Raw genomic sequence first — 19795 nt, 5'->3', positions numbered from 1 at the left:
ACCGAACAGTTCGTATTATTTTATTTTTTATTATAAATTTTGTTCATTTTTTTTAACAAAATATTATACAAAAACGCTTTTTTTAATTTTTAGATACATTTATTAACCTATAAATTGTAAATATAACTATATATTTAGGAGATATTGACTATGAGTGAACAAAAACCAATACAAATCTTCTCACACGCTGATGATAATATCGGTGTCAACGTTATTAAAAGTCCAGTAAAACTAACAATACTAGAAATGCTTAGAGACCGTGATATGGAATTTGATGAAATAGTAAGTAACACTGGTAAATCAAAATCCACAGTTTCAGTTCATCTTAAAGGCCTAAGGGAAACTGGAATCATTTCATACAAGGTCCACCCTGTAGATAATAGGAAAAAAATATTCTATTTGAATTCAAAATACATTGGTTCAGTCAATATATCAGAACCAAAAGAAATAGAGGAAACTCAAGCAGATTACTTAATTAAAAACATTGTTGATGTCGATGCTGAGTTTTCAACATTACTATTCCATACCTTAAAAGCAATGCTTATTCAGGAAGGAATAAACATAGACCCAATTTTACAGTCAACCGGTAATAGCATTGGAAGGTCTATCTTTGATAAATTATATGATGAGGATTTAAATGTTTTCATGGATAACATTGCCGATTTTTGGGAAAGGAAAGGTTTGGGAAGAGTCACTTTCAAAGTAGGTCAGATTATTAAAATAACAACATATGACTGTTTTGAATGCGGTCTGCTTCCAAAAACAGGAAAACCGGCTTGTTTTTTAGACACTGGAATATTTGAAGGTTTATTTACAGAATTTTTCAATCTCCCTGTCAGTGTCATTGAAACTCAATGTTATACAATGGGTGACGAAAAATGTGTATTTGAGATTGAGCCTCTCGGCATCCAATCTCACTAGTCATCTTCAAATTTGATTATTGTTGTTGTAAGATAAGGTTTTTCATTGGAGAATCCTTCAATTATCTTTTCATTTTCACGAGTACAGTTCTGTACTGAATAAATTTCTTTAGGTCTTTCTTTTTCTTCTATTGTTTCTTCCAGTTGGGTTGTATTTCTGGATGCTTTCATCAGTACAATTGAATCACTGTATTCAAGAACATGTTCCAATCTGTCGTCAATTTTTGGAACAATAGTTAAAATTTGGTTTTGTTCCACCAATGCTTTGTTTCTAGCTGCAGCACATGCAGTAAATGATGTAATTCCCGGAACTGTTTCAATTTCATAGTCACCGATTAATTTCTTTTGGACATAAGCATAGGTACTGAATACGGATGGATCTCCAAGTGTTATGAAAGCAACATCTCTTCCACTATCTAAATACTGGGCAATCATCTCGGATGCACTTGTCCATATTTTTTCAAGTTCCTCTTTATCTTCAATCATTGGAAAAATAGGAGTAACAAGCATTAATTTTTTATCATCATCTCTTTCTTCAAGAATAGGTTTAACAATTGATAATGCTATACTTTCTTTTTCTTTTGAGGATTTTGGTGTAAATACTACAGGCACGCTTTTTAATATTCTAGCTGCTTTTAATGTAAGCAATTCAGTATCACCAGGTCCTACGCCAATTCCGTACAATTTTCCTTTTTCTACCATAAAATCACTTTAAATATAAATATTACGCATTGAAAAATACTTTTCAAATGCTCTTCCTATAATTTATTTATAGTATACTAACTAATATATTTTTAATGTCAAATTCGTTATTTTGCCCAAATTGTGGAATGTTAAAATCCAATTGTACTTGTGAAAATTCAAGCAATAAGAAACCTAAAGGACCTACCAACTTATTTAGTTTTAAAAAGACTGTTTCACATTCTATTTTAGATGATGAGATTCCTGAGGTCTATTCAATAGATAACCATAAGTTGGATGAGGGAACTACAGCGTACCTAAAGGAAATTTATCCTCATATTGATGAGGAAATAATTGAAAATTTCCCATTTACAGAGCCTAGATTCGGGCAATTGGACATTATACAGAACATTAATGATGCAATAAGGCAAGGCTACAAGTATATTATTCTGGAGGCAGGTACCGGAACAGGTAAATCAGCCATAGCAACAACCCTTGCTAAGATGTATGAATCTGCATATATATTAACTATGACTAAGCAGCTGCAGTCACAGTACTCTAATGAGTTTGATTTTCCGTTAGTTAAGGGAAGAGGTAATTTTGCCTGTTTAAACAGTAATCTGGAAGTTGCCTGTGATATGGGGACCTGCAAAACAACACCCACTTCCAGTAATTTTTTCTGTCCTTATGGTGTTGCGAAAAATCCTACATTGGATGCTGAACTTGCATTTGAGGATTCATTTGGAGGTACTGTTTTTTACCAGTCAGGCAGCCACTGTCATTATTGGAATCAGAAAGCAAATGCAATAAACTCACCAATCACACTAATGAATTATGACTATGCAATTGTCGAGCTGAACTACGTAAAGCATTTTGCTCCACGGTCACTGCTGATATTGGATGAAGCTCACAACATTGAAAATAAATTAATGTCTACAATGGAAGTCACTTTATATAACCGGACTCTTGAAAAGGATATTAACAAAAGAATTTCTGATGAAACTCTAAAGGATGGTGAACTTTCAGATTGGAAAATGGAAATTGAAGCTATTAGGGAAAGTTATGAAGACATTGACTTAAAGGATGTTACAAAAAACAAGGCTGACAGGATAAGATCAACAATTGCAAGACTTAAAACCCTTGGCAATAACCTGGAAAAGGAACCTAAAAATTGGGTCATTGATTCTGAAGAAACAGGAGTGGTGTTTAAACCGTTAAGAGTTCATCATTATGCTAAAGATAACCTGTTAAAATATGGGGATGTTGTTATTTTCATGAGCGCTACAATCCTTTCACACAAGATGTTTTCAAAATGGCTGGGTCTAAATCCAAATGAGGTTTATCATATTAAGGTTGACAGTCCTTTTACAAAGGAAAAACGGCCGATAATTCTAAATTTGGCAGGTAAAATGTCAGCCAATAGGATTAAAAATACTGCTCCAAAAACTATTCCTATCCTTCAGGAAATTCTCAAAAAACATGAAAATGATAAAGGTTTGATACATACTCACAGTTATAAATGCCAGCAGTACATTGTAAATAATTTGTATAACTCAAGACTGATTTCCCATTCATCTAAAAACAGGGAACAGATATTAAACTTCTTTGAAAAAGATGAAAATCCATTAGTTTTAGTTTCACCCTCTATGAGTGAAGGTGTTGATTTGCCTTATGATAAGTGCAGATTCCAAATAATTTATAAAATTCCTTTCCCATATCTTGGAGACAAGCAAGTTAACATGAGAATGAAAAGGGATAAGAAATGGTATGCCTATAAAACGGTAATGACTCTTATGCAGGCTTACGGTCGTGGAATGAGAGCGGAAGACGATTCATGTTATACTTATATCATTGACAGTGACATTAACATGTTATTTAAAAGTCCTATGTACAGGTCACTGATTCCTGACTTTTTTAAAGAAGCAGTTGTCAGAGTTAAAAATTAGGCGGACCTAGAGGGATTTGAACCCTCGATCTCAGGATCCGAAGTCCTGCGTCATTCCTGACTAGACCATAGGCCCATAAAAACTAAACATTAAAAAATATTTTTTTTCATTTTTTTTATCATTGTCATCGACGATTTATATCATCAATATCTTCAACTTCAGCAAAAATATCGTCAATTGATTCATTTTCTCGCACTGCTTGTTGGTATTCAAGTTCTTCAATTTCTTCAGCAGTTAAACCTTTTCTATCTTCAGGTTTTTCACGAGCTGGTGGAATTTGGTCTAATTCCTCTTGGGTAGGTGGTGTTGGTTTTTTTGATCGTTTAAATTTATTTTTTAAATCTTTAAAGCTATATTCTCCTATTTTGAAAGATTCTTTGTCTAGTGGAATGTTGCTTTTAGGGATGACTTTTTCATCTTCTTCGTCATTTTTAGCAGGGTTTTCAATTTTTTTACCACTTTCAATTGAATCTATGCTATCAGACATTCCTTTCAATGGATTTTTAAATCCAAAAACTCTATAAAGTCCATAAATCAAGAATAAAGCTCCAAATATTAAAAATATTACAGATATAAAGTTGTTTTCACCTGAAACAACATTGTCTATGACTCTGTCACTGCGTGATGAGAATACCATTGCTGAAATAACGATTAAAAGCAATCCTAAAAATGAACTGACGAGACCTAAAATAGGTGTTCTTCCAATTTTAGCATTGATTACTTTATCAAATCCGTCACTTACTCCTGATGAAAAATTATCATCAAATTCATCTTCATTTGAATCGTCATTTATCTCTTGCTCTTTAGGAGTATTGATTAAAAAATCTTTATTAATATCTTCATCTTCTAAATTAATTGCATTTTCATCTCCATCGCCAGGGCGGTAAATGAATTCGTCGTCGATTTCTAACTCATCATAATTGACGTGGTCTTCATTAAGATAATTGATTAATTCAATATCTTCTTCATATTCTCCAACGTCATCTTCGGCATCAACGCTATCAATCATTTCTTTGAGATTGGAAATTCTATGCTCTTTTTCTTTAGAATCTTTCATATTAAGCCTCTTTAATCGTATTCTCTCCATTTATGTTTACATTTTTTACAAGTGAAGAAACGAGTAGGAGCTTCATCAGCACTACGGGTTTGTTTTAATTCATAAGTGGCTTTATCATGTCCACATTTAGGACAGATTTCAGTAACGCCCGGACCTAAGTCAATATCTTCTCCAAGCATTTTAACATTTTCTTCAGCATCAATTTCTTCATGAACTTCATATTCATTGTTATCTGATAGATTTTTTAAATAGCCGCAACTACATTCTAATTTTCCATCTTTAGGAAGTAACATAGCTCCACATTCTGGACAAAATTCCATTTAACTCTCCTCTATTATATAATTATATATGCTCTATATATTCTTTAAATCTTTTTTTTAACTTATTTAAATATATAGCATTAAATGCTCTTTTTCGCCATTTTCAGACAATCATTAATTATTTTTTCATGGTCAAATGCAAGTTTTATTTCATCTAGCTTTTCGGCTGAAAATATAGCGATATCACTTGCATCGTCATCCGCTTTTCTGTCGCTAAAATTTCCTTTAGCGGTAAATGCTACTGTGATTGTGTGTCCTCTTGGGTCTCTATCAGGTTCTGAATAAACATTGACTAAATCCATAAGTTCAACATCAATGCTAGTTTCTTCTTTTGCTTCTCGTATTGCTGCGGTTTCTACACTTTCACCGTATTCTACAAAGCCTCCAGGCAACGCCCAATAATCTTTAAAAGGATTATTTTTCCTTTTTATTAAAATAAAATTTAAATTTTCATCAAAAATAAAAATATCGGCTGTAACTGAAGGAATTTTGTAATTTGTCATCAAATCACATTAAAAAAATAATATTTGAAGCTATAAAGCTTCATCAACAAGTTTTTTAAAATCAGCGCTTTGTTTTTGGAGTTCTTCCGCTGCTTTTTTAAGAACTATTCTAGGTCTTTTTCCCCTTTTTGTTTTGATTGTCATTTCTGGTTTTCCAGTGAGGGGATGATCGATATTGTAAACGGCATATTCCACATCTGGGTCTTGCATTAAAATATGCCTTAATGCATTGCAGACTCCGTGGCTTTCATCTTTTACAATAAAAGTTAATTCTAAAGTTTTATCTTCAATAATTTCAATATTTTCCATTTTATCATCCTAATTAATCATTAACATAGTTTTTAGAAACTTTACGTTTTTCTCTTTTGTTGCATGTATTACATTGAAGTTCATTGTCTTTTGAGGTTGTGTGCATAAAGTCTCTGCAACGTGTGCACATTGCTTTGAGTACCCCACAATCACTGTCTACGGTGCCTAAATCGACATTATCTCCAGTAATTTTAACTACTTTTGCTTGAATGATGTCTCCTATTCTAAAAGCATCTGATAACTTTTCGAGATAATCCTTTTTTGCTTGAGATATGTGTATTGCACCCATATACGGCAATGCCAATGGTCTTGCATTGTCTTTAATACAATCAATTTTCACATTAGCTCTTTGAGGTTTAATGTCAGTTATTTGTCCGTATACGATATCTCCAACTTTTAAGAGTGCAGGTTTAGCAGTGCCCTCAACAGAAATAACCTTCATTTTTTGATTAATTTTAACATTACCAAGTACAGATGATTTAATATCTCCATTGTCGTCATATGTACCGTCTCCTGGCAGATATTGTTCTATTATTCCTAATTTATCTCCAGGCATTACTATTTTTTCCTCTTTCATTTCCATATTAAAATCACCAAAATAAAGATTTATAAAAATTTCTTTAATATAATAATTTTATTTATATTAATATTTAAAGCTATTTGTAACGTTCATGGAATAAGATTTCATCCAATTGATAATTTTCCCATTCCCTTTTATCCAATACGATTTCTAATTCTTGTGGAGTTAAAAGTGGTTTTTTATACATTTGTGAATCATCAATAGCTATTCTTGGACAGGCACTAACAACAAATGCTTCCAATTCCATATAAGGAAGTAATATGTCCGGGTTGATGTTATCTGCTAGAATGATGTAGGCTTCCATTCCATGCTCTTCAAGGATTTTTTTAATTTCCTTTGCCAGACTCATTCTGTATTGTCCTTCTTTTGAGGAGACTATTATTCCCCATTTTTTTGCAGTTCTTGCCTTTGTTATTCTTGCAAACCGTATTCTTAAAATTCTGTCTGCATATTCATCCATGCTCCTAATTTCTGAATTGTAAGGATCCAGTGCCAGTACTGGAGAACTTGAGAACAGTTTGATTCCTAACGGGTGGAAATTTCCGCTGCCTATAAATAGGATTACATCAACGTCCAGCTCTTTTATGGATGAGAAATTACAGCCCAAAACCTGTCCCTTTCTGGTTGATGGTGATGAGCCAAGAATGACTTCCTTGCCGTTGTCCTCTAAAAAATCCTTGGTTTCAGCCAAAAGGTGCAGGTGTTGTGTTGTTGTAACAAGACCTATTCTTGAATAGCCTTTAAGTTCTTCCAGGCATTTTTCAAGATCCTTTTTAAGGTCAATATTTGAAAAGGCTTCAATAAATAGAGTCGGAACTTCATATTTTAGCGGAAGCGGAGTGTGTCCGTAATGGATGATCAAATCCACGGACCCTTTCATTTTCCAGTCGCTTACATCACAGGCTCCAAAGCAGGGGTCTCCTGAAATTATCACTGTTGCACCAGTTTCATCTTCAATATGGCGAGCAATTTTCACGGCCTGCATTTTAAGACCTTCCGGAAACTGAAGCCCAACGACCTGTGCATTTTTTGAGTTTATTTTGCGGATTGCCTTGTCCAAATCCATATCATACATTGACATGTTAATCTTCAATTGTACTTTCGATTACTACTTTACCGTCAATAATATCTATTTTGACAATAGATAATACGTCTATTCCGGTTTCTTCTTTAACAATTTTTTTTCCTTCACCCTTGTCGATAATGGCCACTACGGATTTTAAATCCAAACCCATATCCTGCAGTGTTTTGATGAGTGCAATCAATGTTCCTCCGGTACTTACAACATCATCAATGAGTAGAATCTTTTCGCCTTCATGCAAGTCGTTAACATAAAGGTTTGATGAACCGTAGCCTGTTTTCTGATATACTTCTTTTTCACCAGGCAAGCCGTATTGTCTTTTACGGATTACAACAAATGGGATATCTGTTGCAAGGGATAATGCGGTAGCTAAGTGTATTCCCATTGCTTCAACAGCCACTATTTTATCAACATCTAAATTTGCATACTTATAAACTGAAAGTGATAACTCCCTAAGTATGATAGGATCTATTGCCGGAACTCCGTCACTGATTGGATTTACAAAGTAGTTGTAGTCCCCTTTCTTGACAATAGGTGATGCTTCTAATGATTTTTTTACTTCTTTTAACATGGTATCACACAAATATTTAAAACTTGTTAAATATAAATATATTTTATTATAATTATATAATTTTTCTAATATCAATTGATTAAGTGATTACAATGCTTGGAAATTTAGGAGAAAATCTTACTAATACTATGAAAAAATTGGTAGGAATGTCTGTTATTGATAAAAAAACAATAAAAGAAGTTGTAAAGGATATACAACGTGCATTAATTCAATCAGACGTTAATATTAAGTTAGTATTAGAATTATCAAAAAAAATAGAATCAAGAGCCCTTGAAGAGGAACCTCCAAAGGGAATTACTCCAAGGGAACATATCATAACAATTATCTATGAAGAGATGGTGAATCTTTTAGGAAGTGAAGCCGCAGGTTTGGAAATCGATGAAAGGCCATATAAAATTTTGTTCCTTGGTCTTCAGGGTAGTGGTAAAACTACCACCATCGGTAAATTGTGCAGATATCTGCAGAAAAAGGGTTTCAATCCGGCTGTTGTCTGTACAGACACATGGAGGCCTGCAGCTTATGAACAGTTAAGGCAATTGACTGAAGAGATGGACGTTCCATTATATGGGGATCCTAACAATAAGGATGCACTTGATTTGGCAGAAAAAGGTTTGCAGGAATTTAAAAACAGAAAAGTAATCATTTTCGATACTGCAGGTAGACATAAGGAAGAAGCGGATCTTATTGCCGAGATGGATGAATTGGACAATATCATTAATCCAAATGAAGCTATTCTTGTTATCGACGGTACTATCGGTCAGCAGGCAGGAGAGCAGGCAAGGGCATTCTCACAGGCAACTGATATCGGTTCAATCATTATCACAAAATTGGATGGTTCAGCTAAAGGGGGAGGTGCATTGTCAGCTGTTGCTGAAACCGGTGCACCAATCAAGTTCATCGGTACAGGTGAGAGAATCGATGACTTTGAATTGTTTGACCCTGAAAGATTTATTTCAAGATTGCTTGGAATGGGTGATATAAGGTCACTTATAGAGAAGGCTGAAGAAAATATTGATGAGGATATTGCAGAAAAGACCATGAACAATATGCTCACCGGTAAATTCACATTGATGGACATGAAAAACCAGTTTGAAATGATGAACAAGATGGGTCCGATGCAGCAGGTTCTTAATATGATTCCAGGTATGGGAAACAAAATTTCAAAAGAAGCATCTAAGATGACTGAAGATAAGATTGATACATATAAAATTATGATGTCCTCCATGACCGAAGAGGAAATGCTTAATCCTAAGATAATCAAACAGTCACGTATTAGAAGGATTGCACGTGGATCTGGTGTTTCTGAAAGTGAAGTTAAAGAACTTTTAAAATATTACAATAACACCAAAAAGACAATGAAAGGTATTGGAAAACGTGGAGGCCGATTGGGCGGCGGTGCAATGAACCGTATGATGGGCCAATTCATGAACAGATAACATGTACGAGTTAGCTAAAAAGATTTTAGATGAAACAGATGGAAAAATCTGTAAAAATTGTTTGGGACGGAAATTATCAAAAACAATTGAAGGCACAAACAACATTGAAAGAGCCGATAAAGTCTGCAGTGAACTAAATATTAATTTGGATGATGTTGATTGCGTAATTTGCGATAACCTGTTTGACAAGCTCAATGATGATTTATACAAAAAGATTGATGATAAGATAAATCAGTTAGGCATTGAATTCGACACATTTCTGGTAGGTTCAAAAATAGCAAAGGATATCCAAGAAAGGGATGAAGAGTTATCTGAAAAATTCGATTTGGGTGTTGAAACCATTAAGAAGGAAGTTAATAGATTAATTGGCCTTGGAATTTGGGAAATATATGATAAGGAAGCGGAATTCGAGGCACAAGACATTGTTTTCAACATAGATTTAATAAATAATCCTAAAGTCAGAATCCAAATCAATCCGTTATATATTGAAGGAAAATACAATAAATTAAAGCGCGGAATTCCTCAGACAAAATGGCCATGTACCAAATGCAAAGGAAGAGGCTGTGAAGCATGTAATTTTACAGGAAAACAATATCCTGAGTCAGTTGAAGAGTTAATTTCCGAGCATTTCTTAAAACTGACCAAAGGAAGAGAAGCCAAATTCCATGGTGCCGGACGTGAGGACATTGATGTGCTGATGCTGGGATCAGGCAGGCCATTTGTTTTGGAGATTAAAGAGCCTAAAATCAGAAATCTTGATTTGGCAAGCATTGAAGAAGAAATTAACAGGATTAATGAAGGTAAAACTTCTTATCATAATTTGCATGTTTGTGAGAGAAAGCGAAAAGCTGAAATCAAGCAATCCTCTCCGGACACATATAAAGTTTACAATGCCTTGGTAAAGTGTGATGAGGCATTTGATGCAGAAAAGTTGGAGGAACTCACTAAATTGGATGAAATCCATCAGCAGACTCCTTTAAGAGTTCTTAGACGACGTGCAGATAAGGTACGTATTAAACATGTTCTGGATTTATCATATGAAATAATAGATGATAAGACATTCAGCATGACAATTAAAACTGAAGGCGGATTATACATTAAGGAATTGATTTCAGGTGACGAGGGAAGAAGTCATCCTAACGTTGGTGAAATCTTGGGAGTTAATGCAATTTGCGAACAATTGGACGTAATTGAAGTAAGCGAGAAGTAGATATTTATGGCAGATGAATTTACACATTTAACAGATAGTGGAGTGCACATGGTTGAAGTTGGCGGCAAACCTGACCAGAAAAGAAGGGCTATAGCCAGCGGAAGCATATTTTTAGATAAGAATACCATTGATTTAATTCAAAATGAAGAAATTAAGAAAGGTAATGTATTAACTACAGCTCAAATTGCAGGAATTCAGGCAGTTAAAAATACTTCTTCAATAATTCCACTTTGCCATCCGTTGGCGTTGACCGGAATAGAACTTGATTTTGAAGTTAAAGAGACTGAAATCATAGCCAGGTGTGCAGTCAATACTTTAGGCAAAACAGGTGTTGAGATGGAAGCTATCACCGGTGTCAGTGTTGCATTACTTACTGTATGGGATATGGTAAAGGCAGTTGAAAAAGACGAAGACGGACAGTACCCAGATACAAGAATCAGTGACATTAAAGTTATTAAAAAAGAAAAAATTTAAAGTTTATATATAATGAATAAAATAATTATATACAGTTATTTTATATTAATTAATATTATAGGAGAATTATTCATGGCAAAAAAAGATAATAAGATTTCAATGCCTCAAACCGGTGCAGGTTTAGTAAGATACTTTGATGAAGAAAGTTTAGGCCCTAAACTCTCACCTGAGCATGTTTTAGTAGCTACTGTAATTTTAGCTATATTCTGTTTTGTTTTAAGATATTCAGCTTAAAAATATTGTTTTTTAAAAAACAATACTCTTTTTTTTATTTATATTAGATATTATGTTAACTAAGAGAATTATTCCTTGTTTAGATTGTGATTTGCAGGTTCCAGAAGGTAGAGTTGTTAAAGGTGTGGAATTTAAACAGATTAAATATGCAGGAAATCCAGTAGATCTTGCAACACGCTATTATGAAGAAGGAGCAGATGAAGTAGTTGTATTGGACATTACTGCATCTCACGAAAGACGTGCAACAATGGCAGATGTAATTGACAGATTAACTGAAAATGTATTTATGCCGATTTGTGTAGGTGGAGGAATAAGAAAAGTTGATGACTATATCAAAATGCTTAAGGCTGGAGCAGACAAATGCTCAACAAATACTGCAGCTATTAAAAATCCGGAATTATTAACCGAAGCTTCAAAGGTAGTCGGGTCACAGGCTGTTGTAATTGGAATAGATGCAAAAAGAAGATATGTTGACCATCCTGACGATGTGCCTGATAAAATAGTTATTGAAACTGATAAGGGATACTGCTGGTTTGATACAAGTATTTACGGTGGACGTGAATTTACAGGCATTGACGCAATCCTGTGGGCAGTCAAATGCCAGGATCTTGGTGCCGGAGAGATTTTATTGACAAGTATGGATGGGGATGGAACCCAAAATGGTTATGACATTGAGTTAAACAAAACCATAAACGATGCAGTTGACATTCCGGTAATTGCCAGTGGTGGTGTTGGAGAGCCAAAACATATTTTGGAAGTATTTGAAAAAACAGACGTTTCAGCAGCTCTTGCAGCCAGCATATTTCATTTTAATCAATATTCAATTGGAACTGTTAAGGAATACTTAAAAGAAAATAATGTAGCTGTTCGTTTATGATAATTGAAGCGCCGATTGATTTGGAATTGACTCAAATGTCAGGTCAAACATCACAGCCTCCCTGGATGCAGGTTGACGGATGTTATGGTAATGTCATTACAGTTAACAAAAAACCGGTTATTTTCAATGTTAGGCAATCTGGTGAATTTTTAGATTTTGATTTTTATGGGGATATTTCTCAAAGGCAAGCCCTTTCACAGCTGTCTTATATTTTTGATTTGGATTTTGATTTGGATAATTTTTATAAATATTTGGATAGTCATGCCGAATTATCTGAGATGTCAAAGTTCTGCAACGGATTGAGATTATTTCTGGCGCCGGATCCGTTTGAGTGTGTTATCTCGTCAATTTGTTCTGCAAACAATTCCATTAAAAGGTGGACCAAATCAATAACAGACATCAAACAGAACTGGGGAAATATGCATGGAAACTACTATACTTTTCCTCAAAGTTGTGATTTAGCAAATGTATATCTGGATGAAGAAGAGGAATTTAATTCATCAAATATTCAAGATATTTGCAATTGCAATAATAATCTTAAAAGTTGTGGTGTAGGATATAGAGCACCATACATGAGAAACGCTTCCGAGCTGTTTTCACATGAGATAGACATTTCTGAAATTCCAAAAATGACATATGATGAAGCATTTGAAACAATCTTAAAAGTTCCTGGTGTTGGTCCTAAAGTGGCAGACTGCATATTGCTATATGGATTTAATTTCAGAGAAGCTTTCCCATCCGATGTTTGGATAAAACGCATAGTTTCCCATCTTTACTTTGAAGGCAGGGATATTAGTGTAGCTAAGGTAAGGGAATTCGGGATGGAAGAGTTTGGCGACAATGCAGGTTATGTTCAGTTATATATGTTCCATTACGCTCGCAGATCTGGTTTAATGGAAAAAATTAAAAAATTGTAAACTTGTTATTTAGTAAACTTTTTGACATATCATGAAAATATAATAATATGGAGGTATAAAATGTCTGATATTACAATAAATAGAGATAACTGTGATAACTGTGGAGACTGCACAGACGTTTGTCCTATGGAAGTTTTAATTATTACAGATGGTAAATTGACCATCAATGACCCTGATGAATGCAGTTACTGCGAAACATGTGTTGATATCTGTCCCAACGAATGCATCACAATCAAATAATTAATTATCTTTTTTCTTTAAAATGCTGAATACCACGACTTCTGCAAGTTCGTTTTATTTTAAGTTGGGCATATTTTTTTTTTGAAAATGAATGTTAATGGTAATCATTTCTAAAAATATTTTTTTCAATTCGCATCATTTAAAATAATTTATATTCTATAAATTTAATAGATTAATTCAATGGAAAACAAAAATTTAATTCTTTTTATTTGTGCAGTATTGTCATTTTTTGCAGTTTTTGCGGTTAATTCAGTCATGGTTGTCATTCCAACGATAGCTGCAGAATTTCACATGAATAATATTGTTCAAAACTGGGCAATAATTATATTTTTATTGGTTGTAGCCGTATTGTCGGTACCGGCAGGTCAGATTTCCGGTAAATATGGGCTTAAAAAGGTTACAATCATAAGTGTTGTATTGTTTATTCTAATTTCTATTGCTAATGTACTGGTCACATCCTCTGAACAGTTTTTGCTTTGCCGTTTGATATTGGGAATTTCCCTGTCATTTTTCAATGTAACTTCCATGGCAATGGTGGTATCTGCATTTAGGCCGGAGGAAAGAGGTAAGGCATTAGGAATAACCATTACAGGGGTTTATATTGCACTATCTCTAGCGCCGGTTCTTGGAGGTATTTTAAATTATCACTTGGGATGGAGGTCTGTAGTTTTATTTGGAGTTCCGTTTTTACTCGTTATACTGGCATTACTTTTTACCAAAGTCGATGAGGAATGGATTACTTTTGGGGGCATCCCACTTGATGTAAAGGGATCTGTTGCCTATGGAATAGGAATGGTATTGTTCATATACGGCTTTACAATACTCAACACTTCTTTGGGAGTAATATTGACTGTTTTGGGCGTCATTGTCTTAATCATATTTGGACTAATCGAATTAAGAGAAGCTCATCCCGTATTTGATATAAGGTTCTTTAAAAATCGAAAATTCCTGTCTGCTAATTTCGCATCATTATGTGCATATCTGGCTACTTTTGCGGTCACTACAATCTTAAATTATCATTTACAGTATATTAAGGGCATGGATTCACAGACTGCAGGAATAATTTTACTTGCAGCACCGTTATGTCAGGTTATTCTTGCTCCAATTGCAGGAAGGTTGTCCGATAAGTATGTTCCACAGGTACTGGCCGCAATTGGAATGAGTCTTGGAACAATTTCGCTATTGCTGTTCTCATTTTTGAATGAAGCAACATCCATTGAATTTTTAATAGTGTCCATGATAATTTATGGTATTGGTTTTGGGCTTTTCTCACCGCCAAATACAAATGTTATAATGAGTTCGGTTCCGCCGAAAGACACATCAGTGGCTTCAGCTGCTGTTGCAACAATGCGTACGGTTGGTCAAGCTATGAGTTTGGGCATATTGACATTAGTGTTTGCATTTGTGATGGGTAATGTTCCTATTGTAGAGCAGTACTATCCTCTATTGATAAGCAGCTGTCAAATAACATGTATTATTTGCATGGTGTTATGCGTGGCATCGGTATTTGCTTCACTTGTCGGCATTAAGTCTGAAGACAGTGCTGAAAGTTAGGTTAGAGGTTTAAAAATAAGCTATTTTTATTTTCAGATATTTTTTAATAGGATATTCATGGAAAAAATAAAAAAGAAGTTGAAAGATAAGGATTTATCTTTCTTCAATGGTCACTTTGTTCATTTTGTCGCCTTGGCGAATAGCGTTAACGACATCTTGACCTTTGATAACTTGACCGAATACGGTGTGTACTCCGTCTAAATGTGGTTGTGGGCTGTGGGTGATAAAGAACTGGCTTCCACCGGTGTCTTTACCTGCATGTGCCATTGATAATGCACCAGTACCATGTTTGTGAGGGTTTCCTTCAGTTTCACATTTGATTGTGTAACCAGGTCCTCCAGTACCGTTTCCAATAGGGCATCCTCCTTGAATTACAAAGTCAGGAATAACTCTGTGGAAGGTTAATCCATCGTAAAAACCTTCATTAGCTAATTTTTCAAAGTTGGCTACAGTTCCAGGTGCTTCATTTGGGAATAATTCTAATTCAATATTTCCTTTATCAGTTTCGATTATTGCGACTTTCATCTTTTCACCTAATTTAAATAATATTAATATTATAAATATTTATGATTAAATAGTTTATGGAGGATTATAATGAATACTCAAGAATTAATTAAAATTGAAGATGATTATTTCATTAACACTTTCACCAGACAACCACTTGTGTTAGACCATGGAGAAGGTGTTAAAGTAACTGACATTGATGGAAATGAATATTTGGATATGTTTGCAGGTATTGCAGTTAATGCTTTAGGTCACAATCACCCAGCATTAGTCAAAGCAATACAGGACCAAGCAGAAAAGCTGATTCACATTTCAAGTATTTACTACAACGAACCAGCATTGATTTATGCTAAAAAACTAATAGACAAGACAAATTTCGATAGAATTTTTTATGCAAACAGTGGTGCTGAAGCAAATGAAGGAGCTATTAAGTTAGCAGTTAAATACACTGGTAAAAGTGAAGTTATCTCAACTGTCGATTCATTCCACGGAAGAACAATAATGACACTTGCTGCAACAGGTCATGATGAATACCATGAACCATTTAAAGTAATTTTGCCAAAAGGTTTCATCAATGTCCCATATAATGATATTGATGCCATTAAAGAAGCTATTACAGAAAATACCGCAGCTATTATTGTTGAACCTATACAAGGTGAAGGCGGTGTCAATGTTCCAGATAAAGATTACCTAAAACAAATCGAAGAGCTCTGTCATGAAAATAATATTGTTTTCATTGTAGATGAAGTTCAGACAGGTTTTGGAAGATGCGGAACCCTATTTGCACATGAACTGTTCGATGTAAAACCTGACATAATGACAATGGCTAAAGGAATCGGTGGAGGAGTTCCAATGGGCGGAATTCTTGCAACCGAAAAAGTGGCCGGAGCATTTGTACCTGGCGATCATGGAACCACTTTCGGTGGAGGACCACTCGTCTGTGCAGCAGCAAATGCAGTACTTGATGCGTTTGAAGAAGAAAATATTTTGGATAACGTTAATGAAGTTGGAGATTACTTTATCGAAGAACTTAAAAAATTAGATAAGGAAATCATTGCTGATGTAAGAGGTAAAGGATTGATGGTTGGTTTAGAGCTCACCAAACCTGGAGCTGAATATGTGGACAAATTAAGAGAAGCAGGATTTTTAATTAACTGTACTTCTGGAAATGTTCTAAGATTCGTTCCACCATTAATAATTACAAAAGAAGACATTGACAAGTTTGTTAAGGCTTTGGATGAAATTTTATAGGTGGGAATATGGGTATCCATACCGAATACTCTTGCAGTGAATGCGGATTTAAACTGGTTGATTCTTCAGATATTTTCTGGATTGATGATGAGAAAAAGATTCATGTGGACATGCAGACTGTAGATTCATCCAAAAAGGCTTCTGATTCATTAGCTTCCGGTGGAATTTACAAATATTATTGCTATAACTGCGATAATTACATTTTCAATTTCCATGTATCTAGAAAATCAGGATTCATCGAAAAGGAGCTTGTCATTCAACTCATTGAAGACTTGGATGATAATATAAAAATCATAGATTTTGACAACAAATTCCAAAGCTGCATTCATTGCCGTAATGAAGTGCCTTTAAAACAGGAAAAATCATTTGCAATAGACAATAAAGGAGAGTTCTTCATTGAAGACTCATTATATAATGATTTTGACTCTAAACAGTTTGATTTTACAGGCAAATACTATGGATATTATTGTAAGGATTGTGGAAAACAGATTAATAAGTTTGTTATTCTTGAAAACAATGCAAATCTGGAGGATTCTCTAATTAAGGAAATCCTGGAAGATCACACTAATGATTTAACAGTCTACATTAACGACAGCTATTTCACTTGCCCAATATGTGGTGATGAACTTCAGGTTTTAGGGGAATCATCATCCTGTCCAAAGTGCAGGGTGGGACTGTTAACTATTGAAAAACAAACTTTGTTTGATTAAATATCCCAATTTCTTTTTTCCAGAACTTTTTTTAGAGATGTGGAAATCTCTAAACCTTTTATTTTTTCCAAACTGGCCCACATCCACTCAGTGTGCTCATCACTTATTTTGATTTCACCTTTAACCTCACATAAATACATCATAATCTGTACTGTTCTTTTGTGAGAGTAATTATTCTGAATAGCTTCTGCAAAATCACCAATTTCAACATCAAGGTTAGTTTCCTCTTTAATTTCACGTACAAGTGCGTCTGCAAATTCTTCACCAGATTCTACTTTTCCTCCAGGAAGTTCCCACATTTCAGGGTCTGTTCTGCTTTTAGGATGTCTTTTTACAATCAAAATTTCATTTGCATCATTTTTGATTATTCCGCGCACTGTTAATCCATATGGTTTTTTCATTTCAATCACTGTTTTTTAATTTATTTTTCTTATTTTATAATTTAATCGGCAAAATATTTTCCTTCACTAGTTTTAAATAGATTAAAATATATAAATAAATACATAATGTAACTTTTTAGGAGTTTTATTATGGATTTAAATATTAAAATTAATGATAAAAACCACTTGGATATAGGTGGTGCAGATGCATGCGATATTGCAGAAGAATTTGGAACTCCAACCTATGTAATTGATGAGGCCAGGATAAGAGATAACTATAACCGATTTTATAGTGCATTTTCAAAATATTATCCTGATTTCAAAGTATTCTATGCATGTAAAGCTAATACCAACCTTGCAGTAATGAAAATCTTGGAATCTGAAGGTTGCTGTATTGATGCAGTTTCACCTGGAGAAGTTTACACTTCAAAAATGCTAGGATTTTCAGGTGATAGAATATTATTCACAGGTAATAACATAACTAACGATGAATTAAAATTCGTACATGACCAAGGTGCAGTTTTAAATATCGATTCAGTATCAGCACTTAAAAGATTGGCAAAAGTAGTTGATCCTGAAGGTTTAAAAATTTCATTTAGGGTAAACCCGATGGTAGGTGCAGGTCACCATGACCACTGTATCACCGGTGGAGTGATGAGTAAATTTGGTATAATGGATAATGAAGCTGTAGAAGTCTACTCATTAGCTAAAGAGTTAGGTTTCAACCCAATCGGTATGCACTCTCACATTGGTTCAGGCATACTTGATCCGGAACCGTTCAAATTGGCTATTGAATCTACAATGGACATTGCCGGAAAAGTACATCAGGAAGCAGGCATCGATTTCGAATTTGTTGATTTCGGTGGAGGTGTGGGCGTTCCATACACTCCTGAAGAAAACATAGTTGACTTGGATAAATTTGCGGAAGTCAATGTTGGATTGTTTAAAGAAAAATTGGAACAGTTTGACATGGGCAATCCTACAATGTATTTGGAGCCTGGAAGATATCTTGTTGCCGATGCCAGTGTGCTTTTAGTGACTGTAAACAGCATAAAACAAAGTTACAGAAAATTCATCGGTGTAGATGCAGGATTCCACACACTTTTAAGACCTGCAATGTATGATTCATACCACCACATTGTCGATGCAAGTAAAATGGACGCTCCAATAACTCAGGAAGTGGATATTGCAGGTAATGTATGTGAATCCGGAGACCTGTTTGCACGTGACAGGCCAATGCCTGATGTAGAAGAAGGAGACATCTTAGGTATCTTAAATGCAGGTGCATATGGATTTACAATGTCTTCCAATTACAATTCAAGACCTTTAGCAGCTGAAGTATTGGTGACTGACGGGGAATGCTCACTTGTACGTGAAAGACAAACATTTGAAGATTTGTATGCACAACAAAGAATTCCACCACATTTAAAATAAGTTGATACTATGGTAGATTTAAAAGGATTAAAATTTTCAAAAATGCATGGAATAGGTAATGACTTTCCAATAATTGATGAAAGCAAAGGTGAAGTCATTCCTGAAGCAGATAAACCGGAAGCATGCCGAATATTATGCCACAGAAACTTTGGAGTAGGTGGAGATGGAGTATTGTTTGTAGAACCGTCTGAAGTGGCTGACATTGGTTACAGAATGTTCAATCCTGATGGAAGCGAAGCTGAAATGTGTGGAAATGGAATCAGATGTTTCGGTGATTTTGTCTACAGAAAAGGCATTTTAAAACAGGAAAAAATGACTGTGGAAACAAGAGCTGGAATAAAAACCATTGAAATCACATTGGAAGATGACGAACCTGTCTTATTTAAAGTGGATATGGGTTTATCAACTTTTAAAACCCCTGAAATTCCAATGACCAGTGATAAAGATGAGTTTTTGGATGGGGAATTGGAAGTTTTGGATACAACCTTCAACTTAACAGCCATTAGTGTCGGAAATCCTCATGCAATAATCTTTGTTGATAATGTTGATGAAATTGACATTAACAAATACGGTCCTGCCATTGAAGCTCATGAAGTTTTCCCGGAA

At 34.5% G+C, this 19795-nt stretch carries 24 protein-coding genes and 1 tRNA gene; 14 read left to right on the top strand and 11 right to left on the bottom strand.

Going from position 1 to position 19795, the window contains the following annotated elements:
* Positions 1–150: 150 nt before the first annotated feature.
* Positions 151–921 carry a V4R domain-containing protein gene (locus ACJMLH_RS03760; protein ID WP_405274863.1) on the top strand — a complete coding sequence of 257 codons (771 nt, stop codon included), beginning with the start codon at positions 151–153 and terminating at the stop codon, positions 919–921.
* Here ACJMLH_RS03760 and cobI read toward each other — a convergent pair.
* Positions 918–1622, bottom strand: a complete 705-nt coding sequence (gene cobI / locus ACJMLH_RS03755; protein WP_405274861.1) for a precorrin-2 C(20)-methyltransferase — start codon at positions 1620–1622, stop codon at positions 918–920. The two genes, ACJMLH_RS03760 and cobI, sit on opposite strands and share 4 nt — an antisense overlap.
* A 95-nt stretch (positions 1623–1717) precedes the next feature.
* Here cobI and ACJMLH_RS03750 point away from each other — a divergent pair, with 95 nt between their 5' ends.
* The gene (locus ACJMLH_RS03750) at positions 1718–3547 is read left to right on the top strand and encodes a helicase C-terminal domain-containing protein (RefSeq protein WP_405274859.1); all 1830 of its coding nucleotides are present in this window, start codon (positions 1718–1720) and stop codon (positions 3545–3547) included.
* A 1-nt stretch (position 3548) separates the two neighbouring features.
* Here the strand turns inward: ACJMLH_RS03750 and ACJMLH_RS03745 are convergent.
* From ACJMLH_RS03745 to hpt, 8 genes are all read right to left on the bottom strand, one after another.
* Positions 3549–3622: transfer RNA gene (locus ACJMLH_RS03745), tRNA-Arg, on the bottom strand.
* A 49-nt stretch (positions 3623–3671) separates the two neighbouring features.
* Positions 3672–4604: a topoisomerase IV gene (locus ACJMLH_RS03740; RefSeq protein ID WP_405274857.1), complete on the bottom strand. Its 933-nt coding sequence runs from the start codon at positions 4602–4604 to the stop codon at positions 3672–3674.
* Between the two features lie 11 nt (positions 4605–4615).
* The gene (locus tag ACJMLH_RS03735) at positions 4616–4924 is read right to left on the bottom strand and encodes a transcription factor S (protein WP_405274855.1); all 309 of its coding nucleotides are present in this window, start codon (positions 4922–4924) and stop codon (positions 4616–4618) included.
* A gap of 80 nt (positions 4925–5004) precedes the next feature.
* Complete coding sequence (locus tag ACJMLH_RS03730) at positions 5005–5427, bottom strand: NUDIX domain-containing protein (RefSeq protein ID WP_405274853.1); 423 nt, start codon at positions 5425–5427, stop codon at positions 5005–5007.
* Between the two features lie 30 nt (positions 5428–5457).
* Positions 5458–5736 carry a DNA-directed RNA polymerase subunit L gene (locus ACJMLH_RS03725; RefSeq protein ID WP_405274851.1) on the bottom strand — a complete coding sequence of 93 codons (279 nt, stop codon included), beginning with the start codon at positions 5734–5736 and terminating at the stop codon, positions 5458–5460.
* 13 nt (positions 5737–5749) lie between these two features.
* A complete protein-coding gene (locus ACJMLH_RS03720; RefSeq protein ID WP_405274849.1) occupies positions 5750–6319 on the bottom strand; it encodes an exosome complex RNA-binding protein Csl4 in 570 nt (189 codons plus the stop codon).
* Between the two features lie 73 nt (positions 6320–6392).
* On the bottom strand, positions 6393–7397 hold the full coding sequence (gene dph2, locus ACJMLH_RS03715) for a diphthamide biosynthesis enzyme Dph2 (RefSeq protein ID WP_405274847.1): 1005 nt from the start codon (positions 7395–7397) through the stop codon (positions 6393–6395).
* Between the two features lies 1 nt (position 7398).
* Complete coding sequence (gene hpt, locus ACJMLH_RS03710; protein ID WP_405274845.1) at positions 7399–7968, bottom strand: hypoxanthine/guanine phosphoribosyltransferase; 570 nt, start codon at positions 7966–7968, stop codon at positions 7399–7401.
* A gap of 86 nt (positions 7969–8054) precedes the next feature.
* On the opposite strand from hpt, the gene ACJMLH_RS03705 reads away from it, so the two are divergent.
* From ACJMLH_RS03705 to ACJMLH_RS03670, 8 genes are all read left to right on the top strand, one after another.
* Entirely contained in the window at positions 8055–9404 is a 1350-nt protein-coding gene (locus tag ACJMLH_RS03705; RefSeq protein WP_405274880.1) for a signal recognition particle protein Srp54, read from the top strand.
* Between the two features lies 1 nt (position 9405).
* Positions 9406–10614, top strand: a complete 1209-nt coding sequence (locus ACJMLH_RS03700) for a tRNA pseudouridine(54/55) synthase Pus10 (RefSeq protein ID WP_405274843.1) — start codon at positions 9406–9408, stop codon at positions 10612–10614.
* A gap of 6 nt (positions 10615–10620) precedes the next feature.
* Positions 10621–11088, top strand: a complete 468-nt coding sequence (gene moaC, locus ACJMLH_RS03695; RefSeq protein ID WP_405274841.1) for a cyclic pyranopterin monophosphate synthase MoaC — start codon at positions 10621–10623, stop codon at positions 11086–11088.
* 72 nt (positions 11089–11160) lie between these two features.
* Positions 11161–11322, top strand: a complete 162-nt coding sequence (locus ACJMLH_RS03690; RefSeq protein ID WP_292743069.1) for a preprotein translocase subunit Sec61beta — start codon at positions 11161–11163, stop codon at positions 11320–11322.
* Between the two features lie 52 nt (positions 11323–11374).
* A complete protein-coding gene (hisF, locus tag ACJMLH_RS03685; RefSeq protein ID WP_405274839.1) occupies positions 11375–12199 on the top strand; it encodes an imidazole glycerol phosphate synthase subunit HisF in 825 nt (274 codons plus the stop codon).
* Positions 12196–13116 (top strand): DNA glycosylase, encoded by a 921-nt coding sequence (locus ACJMLH_RS03680; RefSeq protein WP_405274837.1) that lies wholly within the window; start codon positions 12196–12198, stop codon positions 13114–13116. Before hisF ends, ACJMLH_RS03680 begins: the two co-directional genes overlap by 4 nt.
* 60 nt (positions 13117–13176) lie before the next feature.
* Entirely contained in the window at positions 13177–13356 is a 180-nt protein-coding gene (locus tag ACJMLH_RS03675; RefSeq protein WP_405274835.1) for a 4Fe-4S binding protein, read from the top strand.
* A 180-nt stretch (positions 13357–13536) separates the two neighbouring features.
* Entirely contained in the window at positions 13537–14910 is a 1374-nt protein-coding gene (locus ACJMLH_RS03670) for an MFS transporter (RefSeq protein ID WP_405274833.1), read from the top strand.
* A 93-nt stretch (positions 14911–15003) separates the two neighbouring features.
* Here ACJMLH_RS03670 and ACJMLH_RS03665 read toward each other — a convergent pair whose 3' ends face one another.
* On the bottom strand, positions 15004–15435 hold the full coding sequence (locus tag ACJMLH_RS03665; protein WP_405274831.1) for a peptidylprolyl isomerase: 432 nt from the start codon (positions 15433–15435) through the stop codon (positions 15004–15006).
* Positions 15436–15504: 69 nt separating this feature from the next.
* Between ACJMLH_RS03665 and ACJMLH_RS03660 the strand changes: the two genes are divergently transcribed.
* Both ACJMLH_RS03660 and ACJMLH_RS03655 read left to right on the top strand, forming a co-directional pair.
* Complete coding sequence (locus ACJMLH_RS03660; protein ID WP_405274829.1) at positions 15505–16665, top strand: acetylornithine transaminase; 1161 nt, start codon at positions 15505–15507, stop codon at positions 16663–16665.
* A gap of 8 nt (positions 16666–16673) precedes the next feature.
* Positions 16674–17375 (top strand): hypothetical protein, encoded by a 702-nt coding sequence (locus tag ACJMLH_RS03655; RefSeq protein WP_405274827.1) that lies wholly within the window; start codon positions 16674–16676, stop codon positions 17373–17375.
* On the opposite strand, the gene ACJMLH_RS03650 is transcribed toward ACJMLH_RS03655, so the two are convergent.
* Positions 17372–17776 carry an NUDIX domain-containing protein gene (locus tag ACJMLH_RS03650; RefSeq protein ID WP_405274825.1) on the bottom strand — a complete coding sequence of 135 codons (405 nt, stop codon included), beginning with the start codon at positions 17774–17776 and terminating at the stop codon, positions 17372–17374. The genes ACJMLH_RS03655 and ACJMLH_RS03650 overlap by 4 nt on opposite strands.
* 129 nt (positions 17777–17905) lie before the next feature.
* Here ACJMLH_RS03650 and lysA point away from each other — a divergent pair, with 129 nt between their 5' ends.
* Together lysA and dapF are read left to right on the top strand one after the other, a co-directional pair.
* Positions 17906–19189 (top strand): diaminopimelate decarboxylase, encoded by a 1284-nt coding sequence (gene lysA / locus ACJMLH_RS03645; RefSeq protein WP_405274823.1) that lies wholly within the window; start codon positions 17906–17908, stop codon positions 19187–19189.
* A gap of 9 nt (positions 19190–19198) precedes the next feature.
* A partial coding sequence (gene dapF, locus ACJMLH_RS03640) for a diaminopimelate epimerase (protein ID WP_405274821.1) occupies positions 19199–19795 on the top strand: 597 nt, incomplete at its 3' end.

It is taken from the genome of Methanobrevibacter sp., assembly GCF_045116495.1.
GTDB lineage: Archaea > Methanobacteriota > Methanobacteria > Methanobacteriales > Methanobacteriaceae > Methanocatella.
The sequence above is the reverse complement of the archived record's forward strand: the minus strand, read 5'-3'. Positions and strand labels throughout refer to the sequence as shown.